Source organism: Brucella ciceri (assembly GCF_041930145.1).
Classification (GTDB): Bacteria; Pseudomonadota; Alphaproteobacteria; order Rhizobiales; family Rhizobiaceae; genus Brucella; species Brucella intermedia.
The window spans coordinates 379,418-393,805 of sequence record NZ_JBHEEV010000003.1; the positions used below are offsets into that span (position 1 = coordinate 379,418).

Consider the following 14,388-nt stretch of genomic DNA (forward strand, 5'->3'; position numbering starts at 1 on the left):
GTTGCGCATCGGATTGCCGGATCGCGAAGGCCGAAACGCCGGATGTTCCCGAATGTTCATGGAGGGGCGGGAAGCGGCCCGCCCCGCTTTCTGACACCATATCATGGTGAAACGAAGGAATTCAAAGCATTGGTGGGAAAATCGACGGTGTTTTTCGCCGGAGCGTTGTTTTTCCCACTATTCTTCAAAGCCCGTAACGCGCCCAGAGCGCCTTTTCCTCTGCCACGGAAAGCAGGCCGTCGCCAAGATGCGCGGCAATGGAAGCCGGATCAAGATTTCCGAGCGCCATGTCAACGCCGGGAACCTTGCGTCCCAAAAGGCTGCGCTTCTGCTCAACCAGCTTCAGCTTGACCTTGTCGCCATAGGTCTTGCGCAGGAAGCTGCGCATATCGCCCAGCCCATCGATCAGGCCAAGCTGTTGTGCCTTGATGCCGGTCCAGAACAGCCCCGTGAACAGATCCTGGTCTTCCGCAAGCTTGGCTCCGCGGCGTTCCTTCACCATGTCGATAAAGGTTTCGTGGATTTCAAGCTGCAAGGATTTCAGCCGCTCGATGTCTGCCTTCTTTTCCGGCTGGAAAGGATCGAGCGTCACCTTGTTGGAGCCTGCCGTATAGACGCGGCGTTCCACGCCGATCTTCTTCAAAAGCTCGGGGAAGCCGAATGAGGCCGATACGACACCGATAGAACCGACGATCGATGACGGATCGGCGATGATCTCGTCACCGGCCAGCGCGATCATATAGCCGCCCGAGGCGGCGACATCCTCGACGAAGATGAAAACCTTCTTCTGATGTTCGGCGGCAAGATCACGGATACGCCGGTAGATCAGACGGGATTGCACTGGCGAACCGCCCGGCGAGTTGAGCGAAATGGCGACGGCGGGCGCTTCCTTGTCGGTGAACGCTTTTTCTAGGATCGCTGCCGTCGACGCTATGGAAAGCGACGGGCGGAACGCCGAGCCTCCGGACATGATGGCGCCATGCAGTCGCACGACTGGTATCTCGATGGAAACCGGGCGGAAGCGGCGCGGAACAAGACGCGTCAATAAACCGGGCAAGGCAAACTCCTGAACTGAAATCTCTCAGCCGCAATGTAGGGAGCAATATGGGAAACACAAAGAAAACCGCCCGGAAATTTGTTTCCGGGCGGCGGTATTTGTTTCGTCAGGCGCTTTTCGGCCTGGTGACCAGCCGCAGCAGGATATAGCCGCAGATCGCCGACAGGCCCGAGCCTGCCAGGACGCCGATCTTGGTCTCCGCCTGCATGAGGTCGGAAGGGAAGGAGAGGAGGCCGATAAAGATGCTCATCGTGAAGCCGATTCCGCACAAGATCGCCACACCGTAAAGCTGCGTCCACGTGGCGCCAAGCGGCTTTTGCGCAAGACCGGTCTTGATCGCGAGCCAGGCCGCCCCGAAGACGCCAAGCTGCTTGCCGATGAAGAGGCCAAGCATGATGCCAAGCGTAAGCGTATCCCGCATGACCGAAGCGTCGAGGCCGGCAAAGGATATGCCCGCATTGGCGAAGCCGAAAACCGGCACGATGATGAAAGCGACGGGCTTGGCCAGCGCATGTTCCAGCACATGCAGCGGCGACGACATGTCGTCAGGCTTTCCGGGGGCAGGTTTCAGCGGGATCATCAGTGCCGTCACCACGCCCGCGACCGTTGCATGAACGCCGGAATTGAGCACGAAGAACCACAGCACCGCGCCGCCGATCAGGTAGGGCAAAAGCTTCATCACGCCCATCCGGTTCATGATGAGCAGGACGATGGCGGCGGCAAAAGCTCCGCCGAGATAGGGCATGGAGATTTCGGCCGTGTAGAAAATGGCGATGATGACGACAGCCGCAAGATCATCCAGAATTGCAAGCGTCGCCAGAAACACCTTGAGGCTCGAGGGAACCCGTGATCCCAGGAGCGACAGAACGCCAAGCGCAAAGGCGATGTCTGTTGCGGAGGGCACGGCCCAGCCGCGCAGCTTGACGGGATCATGCCAGTTGAGCGCCGAGAAGATGATGGCTGGCAGGATGACGCCGCCAGCGGCGGCAATGCCGGGCAGCATGCGGTTTGGCCAGCTTGCCAGCTGTCCGTCGAGAAACTCGCGTTTGATTTCCAGGCCCACGAGAAGGAAGAACACCGCCATCAAGGCATCGTTGATCCAGTGAGAAAGGCTGAGCGGACCGATATAGAGGTGCAGCGCTTCGAAATAGACGTGCGCGAACGGAGAGTTCGCCACGATGAGCGCGAGCGCTGCCGCCACCATGAGGCTGATGCCACCCGCAGATTCGCTATCCAGAAAGCGCCGCATGATTGATACGGGGCGGCTGTTGTTTGAGTTGTGATTCATTGGTTCCCGTTGCCTGCTCTGTCGTTTGTTGTTTCGCTTTTTCGGAAAAGGGCGGCGGGGAGCCGCAGAACGAAAATCGCGGTTTAGAGATATTGGCTGGAATCCACGGTTTCAATCAAAATCGCCCCCCATTGTCCGAAATCGGCGGGTCCGGGCCGCCGGAACTTATGAAATGCTGCCGTGTTATCCGATCCGGGAGGAGACCACGATGGTGCTCACAACTATTGTTGCCCAATTAAGTTGTTCCGAACTCGAGCGCAGTACCGAATGGTTTGCCACGATCTTCGACCGTAACCCGGATGCGCGGCCGATGCAGGGGCTGGCGGAATGGCATCACGGCCCCTCCGCAGGCTTCCAGCTCTACCAGAATCCGACCGATGCCGGACACGGCACGCTGACACTGATCGTGGGCGATGTGCGCGCCGAACATGCGCGGCTTTCATTCGACGGGATTCGCCCCGGCAATATCGAAGCAGCCGACTATATGATGATTCTGCGATTGCGCGACCCGGACCGCAATCTGGTCGTGCTGGCGCAACCGAGGAGTTAGTGCATTTTCCAGCAGAGATGCGAAGCGCCTGCGCAGGCAAATCGTTCACTGGATGGATGGCTTGTCCCGCTCCAACCGGAACCGCTCTAAACGAGGGCGTCGAGCCCGTTATTGATGCCATCGGCGCGCGGCGTGAAGCCATGTCCCTCGCTTCCGTGCAGAACAAGTGCGGGCATCAGCGAGAGACCGGCGCGGCTTCCTCGTATTCCTGTCACGACGATACGGATTGCTGCCGCGTCCGGGCGCGGCTGGACCGGAACGATTCTCAGGCCGCCGAACCGTCCCGACAGGGCCTCGAGAATGGGAGAGATGGAACCCGGCCGCGCGATGATGGCGATGCCGCCGCCGGGGTTCACGATTGCTGCCGCAGTGCGCACCCATTGTTCGAACATGCCTTCGGGCATGACATGCGCTTCCGCCTTCAGGGGGTCGGGCGTGCTGCGATCCCGCGCTTCGTTGAAGGGCGGGTTCATGATGGCGAAATCGAAGCTGTTGTCGGCAAGTCCGGCGGCGATGCGCGCCTTGCCTCTCAGGGCCACATCGGCTTCGATTACATTGACGCGGTCGGCCAGAGCCGCATTCAGCGGATGGTCGATGCTCTTGCGGGCAAAACCGGCCATGAAAGCGGAGCGCTCGACAAGGGTGACAGTGGCGCCCGCGCAGCGGGAGGCGACGGCAAGCCCGGCAGCACCCGCGCCGCTGCCAAGATCGGCAACGCGTCCGGCAAAGCCGTTCGGAACCGCGCTGGCCAGAATCATCGCATCCACACCGGAGCGATGGCCCTTCAATGCGGGCTGGACGAGGTGAAATGCCCCACGATGGAACACATCGAGGGTTTCACCTGCGTCATTTTCGGTTTCCGGATTCATTGATCGCGCAGTTCGTGTTCAATCTTGGCATCGATCAGGATTTGCCGTGCTTCCTCAACCTGGTCATCGCTGACCAGAAGGCGGCGCGGCAAAACGCCGAGAGAACCTTCAATGATGCTCATATTCGTGTCTGCGATGAAATAAGCGATGCCGGCCTCTTTCATCAAGGCTTCGGCAAAGGACAGCAGAACGGAATCATTCGTACGGATAAGTTCGATCATGTGAACACTTTGTAGCGAATGCACCGCATTGACAACAGCTTCCTTCAATGGTGAACAGGCGTCGGAATAGTAACGCTCGGGAGCGCTTTGGGGGCGCTGTGGGGCCAGTTGCGACTTGAGCAATCCGGTCCGTTTCAATAATGTGGCCGGGCAGCTAGGAGAAATGGCATTGGGTTTGGTTCTGAATCTGGACGGTAAAAAGAAACAGGAAGGATCGGTTCAGCCGCTCGTCGATCTGACGAAAGCCGATATGGCGCGGGTGAACGAGATGATCCTTTCCCGCGCCGGGTCCGATGTCGAAATGATACCGGAAGTTGCCAATCATCTGATTTCCTCCGGCGGCAAGCGCCTGCGTCCCATGATGACGCTCGCAGCCGCCCGCATGTTCGGCTATGAAGGCGACGGCCATGTGCGTCTCGCCACTGCCGTGGAGTTCATGCACACCGCAACGCTTCTGCATGACGATGTGGTCGATGAAAGCGATCTGCGTCGCGGCAAAAGCACGGCGCGCATGATCTGGGGCAATCAGGCGAGCGTTCTCGTCGGCGATTTCCTTCTGGGTCAGGCCTTCAAGATGATGGTCGATGTCGGCTCGCTCGACGCGCTGGACGTTCTGGCGACCTCGGCCTCGGTGATCGCCGAAGGCGAAGTGATGCAGCTTGCCGCCGCCAAGAACATGGAAACAACCGAGGACGAATATCTGGCGGTCATCAAGGCCAAGACTGCGGCGCTGTTTTCGGCTGCGGGTGAAGTCGGCCCGATCATCGCTGGCGCGCGGCCGGCGGATCGCGCAGCCTTGCGCGACTACGGCCTCAATCTCGGCCTTGCCTTCCAGCTCGTCGATGACGCGCTCGATTACGGCGGTTCAGCAGCCGATCTCGGCAAGAATACCGGCGACGATTTCCGCGAAGGCAAGATTACGCTTCCGGTTATATTGAGCTATCGCCGCGGCACCGACGATGAGCGCGCTTTCTGGAAACACGCGATCGAAGAGGGCGCAAGCGACGACGCATCCTTGCAGAAGGCCATCGGCCTGATGACGAAGCACGGCGCGATTGCCGACACGGTGCAGCGCGCGCGCCATTTCGGCGAGATCGCCCGCGACGCCCTGGCGCCTTTGAAAGCGACGCCGCAGAAGGACGCGCTGATCGAAGTCATCGATTTCTGCATCAGCCGCGTGAACTGACCGGCCAGCATCCTTGCAGGCCAAGAATACTCGGAAAAGCATTCTATCACGGATGCTTTTCTTGCCCCGCCATCCCAAAAAGGCCATGCTTGGGGTGCCTTTTCCGGCAAGGAGACAGCGTGCCCGGCACTTCGGAGCTTTTGTGGTTTGCTTGCCGGTATCTGTCACAGGGATTTGAGAAGAGGATAGGGCTTTATGCGGCAAGGATCGAAATACCGCCCGCTTTATGGTTTGCTGCTCTCGCTTCTGGCGGGAATTGCAATCCCGACAAGCGGCGCTTTGGCCAAGGCGACAACCGATCCTGCATCGCCCCCTGTCCGCGCCGGTTCGTTCGCCGGGGCATATCTTGCCGCACGCACGGCCGAATCCGACAACAATCTCGCCGCTGCCGTGGATTTCTACCGTCAGGCCATGGCCTTCGATCCGGGCAATGCGCAGATCAAGCAGGACCTGCTGCTGGTTTTGCTGACCGAAGGCCGGTTCAACGACGCGCTGCCTCTGGCGGAAGAACTGAAGAATGTTCCCGACATAGAGCGGTTTTCCCGCGTGGCGCTGGCCATCGATGCGATCAATCGCAAGCAATATCGCAAGGTCGGTCCGCTTCTGATGCTGTCCCTGCAATCCGATATGGATCGTCTTTCGACCGGCTTCATGAGCGCATGGGTGAAGGTCGGGCAGGGCAATCCGAAACAGGCGCTCGCCGATATCCAGAAGATGCAGGGGCCGGAATGGTACGGCTTGTTCCGCACCTATAATTCCGCGCTGATAGCCGATCTTGCCGGTCAGAAGCAGGAAGCGCGTGATTTCTACCAACAGGCAGTCGACGACCGGCCGGGCGGAAGTGCTGCGCCCGATACATATGAGCGCATCGTCATGGCCTATGCCTCCTTCAAGCTCCGCCAGGGCGACAAGGAAGGCGCGATCAAGATTTTGAAAGATGCCGAAGAGCTTCTGAACGGTCGCATGACGATCACCGAAATGCGCGAAAAGATCGAGGCTGGCGAGAAATACGGACGCCTGATCAAGACCGCGCAGGAAGGTGCCGCCGAGGCGCTCTATACGCTTGGAACCGCGATCAACCGCAGCGGCGCGGAAGCGTTCGCCAAGCTGTATCTGCAGATGTCGCTGCCGCTGCGCCCGGATAATGATGCGACCCTTTATCAGCTGGGCGATATTTCCGCGAAATTGCGCCAGCCGGAAAAGGCCATCGAATATTATGGCCGCGTGCCGGAAAAATCGCCTTACCGCCGCGATGCCGAAATGCAGCGCGCGCTCAATCTGGCCGAAAACAGCCAGTCGGCGGAAGCCATCAAGCAGCTCAAGATACTGCTGGAACGCGACAAGACCGACATGCGCACCTATCTGGCGCTCGGCGGCGTCTATGCGCAGGACAAGAATTTCGCCGACGCGGCGAAAATTTATGATGCTGCCGTCCAACAGATAAAGACGCCGGAACGCAAGGACTGGCCGGTCTTTTATCAGCGCGGCATTGCCTATGAACGCCTGAAGGAATGGGACAAGGCGGAGCCCAATTTCCGCAAGGCGCTTGAGCTTTATCCCGACCAGCCGCAGGTCCTGAATTATCTCGGTTATTCCTGGGTCGACCGCGGCGAGAATCTCGATGAAGCGCTGGGCATGATCAAGAAGGCGGTCGAACTGCGACCGCAGGACGGTTATATCGTCGACTCGCTCGGCTGGGCCTACTACATGCTCGGACGCTATCCGGAAGCGGTGATCGAACTGGAAAAGGCGGTCAAGCTTCGCCCGGAAGATCCGACGATCAATGATCACATGGGTGACGCTTACTGGCGCGTCGGGCGGCTTCTGGAAGCGACGTTCCAGTGGAACCATGCAATTGCAGGCAAGCCCGAACCCGAAGAACTGGTCAAGATTGAGGAAAAGCTCAAGAAGGGGCTGCCCGATGTCGCGGGCCAATCATCGGCCAAGACGGAAAAGCCTGCCGAAGACAAGCCTGCTGCGGATTGAGAATTGCTGCGCCGTCGCATAGGCGGCGGTGCACAGCGCTTTCACTCTTCGTTGCGAGGCGCGTCTTGATCGAAATCGCTTCCTGTTCTTAGGCGCGCGTTTCAAAGCGGAAAGCGGGAGACAGACGTCGGGCTGACCGCTAGCAGCGGGTCTCATTTTCGTGGCGACGATGTGTTGAGGGACGTCGCCACCATTCGCAATACCAGCAGCCAGAATGCCGGCATTGGCGCAAGCCCGGATGAATTTTACTCTGGCGCGCTGCTCTGCTGCGGCATTCTCCGGCCAGCTCAACAGGCATGACAACAATACCTCGTCCAAATCCGAAGGCTCAAACAAAGGCCAGTGCTTAAGCAGAAACCATTCTGCATTGCGTGCAGATGCAATATTATATAATAAATTATTCGATTTTACTACTACTGGCTTATTCCAAGTCACATGAAAACCTGTTGATTCCAAAATTGCAAGTGCCGTTTATCAAGATTCATGTGCGATTTAAATAAGCAACTATTAGTATGTTATTTTGTATATTTAATTTCCGTTTTAATGATAAAGAACGTTATTATGTTTGGGCGATTGCATATGTCCGGTCTGGCCCGGTGCCGCAATGTTTGCCTGTCTGGCGCTTTCAGCGATCAAATGTCATGCTTGACCCTGCCGTGCTGACAAATTAGACCGGGCCATCATTTCAATTACGAGGCCCGACCCCGTGTCCAGTACGTTGCCAGCACATATGCATCCCACCCGTTCCTTTCAGGGTTTGATCCTGACGCTCCATAACTATTGGGCGGAACACGGTTGCGCCATTCTGCAGCCATACGACATGGAAGTGGGCGCGGGTACGTTCCACCCGGCAACGACGCTGCGCTCGCTGGGGCCGAAGCCGTGGAGGGCTGCCTATGTGCAGCCGTCGCGCCGTCCGAAGGACGGACGCTATGGTGAAAATCCCAACCGTCTCCAGCACTATTACCAGTATCAGGTGATCATCAAGCCGTCGCCGCCGAACCTCCAGGATCTTTATCTCGGTTCGTTGCGCGCGATCGGTCTCGACCCGACGCTGCATGACGTGCGCTTCGTGGAGGACGACTGGGAAAGCCCGACGCTTGGCGCATGGGGCCTTGGCTGGGAATGCTGGTGCGACGGCATGGAAGTGTCGCAGTTCACTTACTTTCAGCAGGTCTGCGGCATTGAATGCTCGCCGGTTTCCGGTGAGCTGACCTATGGTCTCGAACGCCTCGCCATGTATGTGCAGGGCGTGGACAATGTCTACGACCTCAACTTCAATGGTCTCGAAGGCGACGAGAAGGTCACCTATGGCGAAGTGTTCCTGCAAGCCGAGCAGGAATATTCCCGCTACAATTTCGAAATGGCCAATACCGAGGCCTTGCATCAGCATTTTATCGATGCGGAGCGCGAGTGCGAGGCCATTCTGAAGGCTGGTGCTCCGGCACCTGACGCCAATCATAAAATGCACAAGAGCGTTTTCCCGGCCTACGATCAGTGCATCAAGGCATCCCACGTCTTCAATCTGATGGATGCGCGCGGCGTGATCTCGGTCACCGAGCGCCAGAGCTACATCTTGCGCGTGCGCAATCTTGCGCGTCAGTGCGGCGAGGCATTTCTGCTCACCGATGCAGGCGGCTTTAATTACAAGAATGAGGCTCTGTGATGCCTGATCTACTGCTCGAACTCTTTTCCGAGGAAATTCCGGCCCGCATGCAGCGCAAGGCTGCCGGTGATCTGAAAAAGATGATTACCGATGGTCTGGTGGAAGCTGGTTTAACTTACGAAGCGGCGACCGCCTACTGGACGCCGCGCCGTCTGGCGCTTGATATTCGTGGCCTTACCGTGCGTTCCAAGGACGTGCACGAGGACATCAAGGGCCCGTCGGTCACAGCACCCGAACAGGCCATTCAGGGCTTTCTGCGCAAGGCAGGCCTGAGCGATGTATCGCAGGCGCACGTGCATTCCGACCCGAAGAAGGGCGATTTCTACGTCGCCCATCTGACGAAGCCGGGCCGTGCTGCGGAAGAAATCGTCGCCGAACTGGTGCCGCACACGATCCGCAATTTCCCATGGCCGAAATCCATGCGCTGGGGTGCGGCTTCTGCCAAGCCCGGTTCGCTTCGTTGGGTGCGTCCGCTGCAGTCGATCCTTTGCACTTTCGGCCCTGAAACAGAGGAAACCGTGGTTATCGATTTCGATGTCGATGGCATCAGGTCGGGCAATGTCACCTACGGTCATCGTTTCCTGAGCGATGGTCAGGGGATCAAGGTGCGCCGTTTCGAGGATTATGTCGAAAAGCTCGAAAAGGCTTTCGTGGTTCTCGATGCCGAACGCCGCAAGGAAATCATTTCGCAGGACGCGCATAATCTCGCCTTCGCTTCCGGCCTTGAGCTGGTCGAAGACGAGGGACTTCTGGAAGAAGTGTCTGGTCTCGTCGAATGGCCGGTCGTGCTGATGGGCGAGTTCGAGGAAGAATTTCTGGCCATCCCGCCGGAAGTCATCCGCCTCACCATCCGCGCCAACCAGAAATGCTTCGTCACCCGCAAGCAGGGCGAAACGGAAGCCCTTTCCAACAAATTCATTCTGGTGTCGAACATCGCAGCCCGCGACGGCGGCACGGAAATCGCCTATGGCAACGGCAAGGTGGTGCGCGCGCGCCTATCGGATGCGCTCTATTTCTGGCACACCGACCAGCATGATCTGCCCGACCTCGACAAGCTGGCCGCTTCAGCACAGAAGTTCGGTCTCGACCTGAAGAAGCCGCTTGATCAGCGCATGGCGCGTCTGGATAGCCTGAATGTGACCTTCCATGCCAAGCTTGGCACGCAAGGGCAGCGCGTCGAACGCATTCGCGAACTGGCTGCCCAGATTGCGCCGCTGGTGGGTGCCGATCCAAAGCTTGCCACTCGCGCAGCCGTGCTCGCCAAGGCCGATCTCCAGACGGAAGTTGTCGGCGAATTCCCTGAGCTTCAGGGCGCGATGGGCCGCAAATATGCGGCTCTTCAGGGCGAAAACGAGGCCGTTGCCGCAGCCATTGAAGAACATTACAAGCCGCAAGGCCCGTCTGATGTTGTGCCGAAGAACCCGGTTTCGGTCGCCGTCGCGCTTGCCGACAAGCTCGATACGTTGGTCGGCTTCTGGGCGATTGATGAAAAGCCCACCGGCTCGAAAGACCCTTACGCGCTTCGCCGTGCAGCACTGGGCGTGATCCGTCTCCTGCTGTCGCAGGAATGGAAATTCCCGCTGCTACCGCTCTTCCGTTCGGCCTTTGCCGCGCTGAAAGAAGGTCAGGTGCAGCGTAAGCTTCGTGAATTTGAAGCCAGGCTCGCTGCGGAAAATTCCGGCGATGTCGACGGCGAGCAGGACGTGGACAACGCATTGGCCAGCTATGAAAAGCAGGCTCGTGCCGAGGCGGAAGCATCTTCCGAACCAGTGCTGGCCGATCTTCTGTCCTTCTTCCACGACCGTTTCAAGGTGCATCTGAAGGAAGAAGGCGCGCGTTACGACGCCATCGACGCGGTGCTGTCGCCGGAAGCCGACAATCTGCTGCTGGTCGCCCGCCGTCTGGGAGCGCTGATCGTCTTCATCAACGAGGAAGACGGCAAGAACCTGCTGGCAGGCACCAAGCGCGCCGCCAACATTCTCGCTGCCGAGGAAAAGAAGGGTACGAAGGTCGCCGACCACGTTGACCCGGCTCTGTTGCGTGAGGCGGAAGAAAAGGCACTGTTTGAAGCCGTCACTCTGGCTTCGAAGGATGCCGAAGCTGCCATTTCCCGTGAAGATTTCAACGGCGCGATGCTGGCGCTCGCCAAGCTGCGCGGTCCTGTCGATACGTTCTTTGAAAAGGTGCTGGTGAACGACGAGGACGAAAATGTCCGCGCCAATCGTCTGGCATTGCTCGACCAGATCCGTGCGGCAACCGGCAAGGTGGCGGATTTCTCGAAAATCGCTGGCTGATAATCAGCCACGTGCGGCTCCATTTTCCCTCATCCTGAGGAGCCTCCCTGAGCTTGTCGAAGGGAGGCGTCTCGAAGGGCTGAGGGAAAACGTACAACGCCCGTCGTGCGTCCTGCTTATTTCAAACCGGGTCTGAGTTCGAGGGAACCGAGATCGGTTTCACCCGATGCCGCTGCCCAGGCGTCGCCAACCACCCGCACCGGTTTGGCGGGGTCGAAATCCTCCGCTGGCGTGGCGGCGGGCTCTAGCAGGTCATCCGGGACGGGCTGGCCTTGCATGCGGGCCATATAGGCGCGGGCGCGCTTGCGGCGTGCCTCGATTGCCTTCTGTGCGTCGAGTTCGGCGGCGTGTTTTTCCGCGCAGGGGCCACAGACCGGCAGGCCGTTGGCCCCGATCGTGTCATAGCCGATATAGTCGATGGAGCCGACCTGATAGGTCGACGGCGCGCCTTCGCTTCCGTTGGCGAACGCAATTGCGGGCAGTCCGACGGCCATTAGCGAAATAGCGATAAATCGCGATAACATTATTCACCTCACGCATGAATAAACGCACCATGCCCTGAAAAACCTAACAAAACGGAATTTTTCATGCGCAATCATGATCGTCTTCCCGTGATTGTGCCCGGAGAGAGGCGGAGCTTGCTTGCGCAGGGGCCTCAGCTTGTGTAGGCAGAACGGGCTTAACTTGGGACGCCCGAGAGGCGGAAAACCAGTGTCCGATATAGTCAAATTCGATGATGAGGCGGTCCTGCGCGCAGTGGAAGTGCTGCGGCGCGGTGGTCTCGTCGCCATTCCGACCGAGACAGTCTATGGCCTTGCCGCAGACGCGTCCAACGGCGAGGGCGTGGCCGGCATCTTCGCGGCCAAGGGACGCCCGCAGTTCAATCCGCTGATTGCCCATGTAAGCGGCATTGCCATGGCCGAGCGCTATGTCACTTTCGACGCTCTGTCACGCAAGCTTGCCGAAATGTTCTGGCCGGGGCCGCTCACCATCGTGCTGCCCCTGAAAGACCGGCAGGATGCGGGTCGGCCAATTCATCCTCTCGTGACCGCAGGGCTGCAAACCCTCGCCATCCGTATGCCGCTTGGCCGCGTACGCGATATCATCGAGGGGCTCGACAGCCCGGTGGCTGCGCCAAGCGCCAACACCTCGGGCCGCATCAGCCCGACGAGCGCGAGCGCAGTCGCGGGCGATCTCGGCAACAGGCTGGACCTTATCCTTGATGCAGGTCCTTGTGGCGTCGGGGTTGAATCCACCATCGTCAAGGTTGACGGCAACAGGGTGCATCTGCTGCGTCCGGGCGGGCTGGCTGCGGAAGAAATCGAGGCTGTGATTGGCGAAAAGCTGGTCCGTGCCGACCACACTTCCGCAATTCAGGCACCGGGCATGATGGCATCGCATTATGCGCCTGACGCGGCGATGCGGCTCGATGTTGGTTCGGTGCAGCCGGGTGAGGTGCTGCTTGCCTTCGGCCCGCAGCGCGTGGCTGGTGCAGAAGGCGCGGCAACGATCTTGAACCTGAGCGCCGATGGCAATTTGCGCGAGGCAGCGGCCAATCTGTTCGATTTCATGCGCAGGCTGGACGCGACAGGTGCCGCCACCATCGCTGTCGAACCCATCCCTTTTGACGGTCTCGGCGAGGCCATCAACGACCGTTTGAAACGCGCGGCGGCCCCGCGTTAATCCTCCCTTTGAATTCAAGAGACAGACTATGCTGGACACCGCTCTGATCGAACGTTTCTCCGCCATCGTGGGCGAAAAGAATGCGCTGACCGCGCCGGAAGATCTCGCCGCTTATCTCATCGAGCAGCGCGATCTCTATCATGGCCGCACACCGCTGGTCCTTCGCCCGGGCTCGACGGAAGAAGTCGCAGCCATCATGAAGCTTGCCAGCGAAACGAAGACACCGGTGGTGCCGCAGGGCGGAAATACCGGTCTCGTGGGCGGGCAGCAGCCCGATGAAAGCGGCACGGCCATCATTCTTTCGCTGGGCCGCATGAACCGCATCCGCAATCTTGATACGGTTGGCAATCTGGTAACGCTCGAAGCGGGCGTGATCCTGAAAAACCTTCAGGACGCCGTGGAAAAAGCCGGTCGCCTGTTTCCGCTGTCGCTGGGTGCGGAAGGCTCGTGCCAGATTGGCGGCAATCTTGGCTCCAATGCTGGCGGCACGGCAGTGCTTGCCTATGGCAATATGCGCGAGCTTTGCCTCGGCCTCGAAGTCGTGCTGCCGACCGGCGAGGTTTTGAATGATCTCCGCTACGTCAAGAAGGACAATACCGGCTACGACCTGAAAGACCTGTTCGTGGGCTCGGAAGGCACGCTCGGCGTCATCACGGCGGCGGTTCTGAAAATCTTCCCCCAGCCGAAGGGCAAGGGCGTGGCTTATGCGGGCCTGCGCAGCCCGGAAGACGTGCTGCGCCTGTTCCAGCTTGCCACCGAACATGCGGGCCCCTCGCTGACCGGCTTCGAATTGATGCCGCGCGTCGGCGTGGAATTTACCGTGCGTCATGTCGATGGCGTGCGCGATCCGCTTGAAAGCCCGCATGACTGGTATGTGCTGATCGATATTTCCTCTTCCCGCTCGGAAGAGGATGCGCGTGCGACGCTGGAAACGATCCTCACCGAAGCTTTCGAGAACGACATCATTCAGGATGCCGCCATCGGTGAAAGCGTGGCGCAGGCGCAATCCTTCTGGAAGATGCGCGAGGAAATGTCCTGGGCGCAGAAGCCCGAGGGCGGCTCGATCAAGCACGATATTTCCGTGCCGGTCGCTTCCATCCCCGCCTTCATCCATGAGGCCAATGCCGCGACGCTGAAAATGATCCCCGGTGCGCGCATCGTCTGTTTCGGGCATATCGGCGACGGCAATTTGCATTACAATGTTTCGCAGCCGGTGGATGCCGACAAGGAAGCCTTCCTGGCGCGCTGGCACGAACTGAACCATCGTATTCACACAATCGTTGCGAGCTATACGGGGTCGATCTCGGCGGAACACGGCATTGGCCAGCTCAAGCGTGAGGAACTCGCCTTCTTCAAGCAGGATGTTGCGCTCGACCTGATGCGCCGCATCAAGGCGGCCTTCGATCCGGCAGGCATCATGAACCCCGGCAAGGTTCTGTAAGGTCCGCATTATTACGGAAACAAGACGGGCGGTGTTAACCGCCCGTTTCTTTTAGTAAACGCTTATTCAGAAGAATTTCCGAATTCTTACACATGGTTGCATTCTGATAACCAAAGCCGAAGCCAAGGAAAAGTTAACTTAACTCAT

12 protein-coding genes are annotated in these 14,388 nt (G+C 58.9%); 7 read left to right on the forward strand and 5 right to left on the reverse strand.

What is annotated here, in order from left to right; genetic code table 11:
- Positions 1-184 precede the first annotated feature (184 nt).
- Together JNC63_RS08150 and nhaA are read right to left on the reverse strand one after the other, a co-directional pair.
- Positions 185-1,057, reverse strand: a complete 873-nt coding sequence (locus JNC63_RS08150; protein ID WP_006473372.1) for a S49 family peptidase — start codon at positions 1,055-1,057, stop codon at positions 185-187.
- Between the two features lie 106 nt (positions 1,058-1,163).
- Positions 1,164-2,345, reverse strand: a complete 1,182-nt coding sequence (nhaA, locus tag JNC63_RS08155) for a Na+/H+ antiporter NhaA (RefSeq protein WP_006473373.1) — start codon at positions 2,343-2,345, stop codon at positions 1,164-1,166.
- A gap of 208 nt (positions 2,346-2,553) precedes the next feature.
- Here nhaA and JNC63_RS08160 point away from each other — a divergent pair, with 208 nt between their 5' ends.
- Positions 2,554-2,895: a VOC family protein gene (locus JNC63_RS08160; protein WP_006473374.1), complete on the forward strand. Its 342-nt coding sequence runs from the start codon at positions 2,554-2,556 to the stop codon at positions 2,893-2,895.
- A gap of 86 nt (positions 2,896-2,981) precedes the next feature.
- On the opposite strand, the gene JNC63_RS08165 is transcribed toward JNC63_RS08160, so the two are convergent.
- Positions 2,982-3,764: a tRNA1(Val) (adenine(37)-N6)-methyltransferase gene (locus JNC63_RS08165; protein WP_021586163.1), complete on the reverse strand. Its 783-nt coding sequence runs from the start codon at positions 3,762-3,764 to the stop codon at positions 2,982-2,984.
- Positions 3,761-3,985 carry a putative signal transducing protein gene (locus JNC63_RS08170; RefSeq protein ID WP_025089683.1) on the reverse strand — a complete coding sequence of 75 codons (225 nt, stop codon included), beginning with the start codon at positions 3,983-3,985 and terminating at the stop codon, positions 3,761-3,763. Before JNC63_RS08170 ends, JNC63_RS08165 begins: the two co-directional genes overlap by 4 nt.
- Before the next feature lie 169 nt (positions 3,986-4,154).
- On the opposite strand from JNC63_RS08170, the gene JNC63_RS08175 reads away from it, so the two are divergent.
- From JNC63_RS08175 to glyS, 4 genes are all read left to right on the forward strand, one after another.
- The gene (locus tag JNC63_RS08175) at positions 4,155-5,171 is read left to right on the forward strand and encodes a polyprenyl synthetase family protein (RefSeq protein ID WP_006470645.1); all 1,017 of its coding nucleotides are present in this window, start codon (positions 4,155-4,157) and stop codon (positions 5,169-5,171) included.
- Between the two features lie 195 nt (positions 5,172-5,366).
- Complete coding sequence (locus JNC63_RS08180) at positions 5,367-7,157, forward strand: tetratricopeptide repeat protein (RefSeq protein WP_006470646.1); 1,791 nt, start codon at positions 5,367-5,369, stop codon at positions 7,155-7,157.
- Between the two features lie 730 nt (positions 7,158-7,887).
- Positions 7,888-8,823, forward strand: a complete 936-nt coding sequence (locus JNC63_RS08185; RefSeq protein WP_006470647.1) for a glycine--tRNA ligase subunit alpha — start codon at positions 7,888-7,890, stop codon at positions 8,821-8,823.
- Positions 8,823-11,117, forward strand: a complete 2,295-nt coding sequence (gene glyS / locus JNC63_RS08190) for a glycine--tRNA ligase subunit beta (RefSeq protein WP_374846213.1) — start codon at positions 8,823-8,825, stop codon at positions 11,115-11,117. The genes JNC63_RS08185 and glyS overlap by 1 nt, the downstream gene beginning before the upstream one ends.
- Before the next feature lie 116 nt (positions 11,118-11,233).
- Here the strand turns inward: glyS and JNC63_RS08195 are convergent, their stop codons facing one another.
- Positions 11,234-11,641, reverse strand: coding sequence for a hypothetical protein (locus JNC63_RS08195; RefSeq protein WP_031346462.1), 408 nt, complete (start codon positions 11,639-11,641; stop codon positions 11,234-11,236).
- Positions 11,642-11,828: 187 nt separating this feature from the next.
- Between JNC63_RS08195 and JNC63_RS08200 the strand changes: the two genes are divergently transcribed.
- A complete protein-coding gene (locus JNC63_RS08200; protein WP_021586159.1) occupies positions 11,829-12,800 on the forward strand; it encodes an L-threonylcarbamoyladenylate synthase in 972 nt (323 codons plus the stop codon).
- A 28-nt stretch (positions 12,801-12,828) separates the two neighbouring features.
- Positions 12,829-14,241, forward strand: a complete 1,413-nt coding sequence (locus JNC63_RS08205) for an FAD-binding oxidoreductase (RefSeq protein ID WP_022567720.1) — start codon at positions 12,829-12,831, stop codon at positions 14,239-14,241.
- Positions 14,242-14,388 lie beyond the last annotated feature (147 nt).

Coding starts and splice junctions, on each gene's coding strand:
- nhaA (WP_006473373.1), bottom strand. CDS start 2,345: ATGAATCACAACTCAAACAACAGCCGCCCCGTATCAATCATGCGGCGC.
- JNC63_RS08160 (WP_006473374.1), top strand. CDS start 2,554: ATGGTGCTCACAACTATTGTTGCCCAATTAAGTTGTTCCGAACTCGAG.
- JNC63_RS08165 (WP_021586163.1), bottom strand. CDS start 3,764: ATGAATCCGGAAACCGAAAATGACGCAGGTGAAACCCTCGATGTGTTC.
- JNC63_RS08170 (WP_025089683.1), bottom strand. CDS start 3,985: ATGATCGAACTTATCCGTACGAATGATTCCGTTCTGCTGTCCTTTGCC.
- JNC63_RS08180 (WP_006470646.1), top strand. CDS start 5,367: ATGCGGCAAGGATCGAAATACCGCCCGCTTTATGGTTTGCTGCTCTCG.
- JNC63_RS08185 (WP_006470647.1), top strand. CDS start 7,888: ATGCATCCCACCCGTTCCTTTCAGGGTTTGATCCTGACGCTCCATAAC.
- glyS (WP_374846213.1), top strand. CDS start 8,823: ATGCCTGATCTACTGCTCGAACTCTTTTCCGAGGAAATTCCGGCCCGC.
- JNC63_RS08195 (WP_031346462.1), bottom strand. CDS start 11,641: ATGTTATCGCGATTTATCGCTATTTCGCTAATGGCCGTCGGACTGCCC.
- JNC63_RS08205 (WP_022567720.1), top strand. CDS start 12,829: ATGCTGGACACCGCTCTGATCGAACGTTTCTCCGCCATCGTGGGCGAA.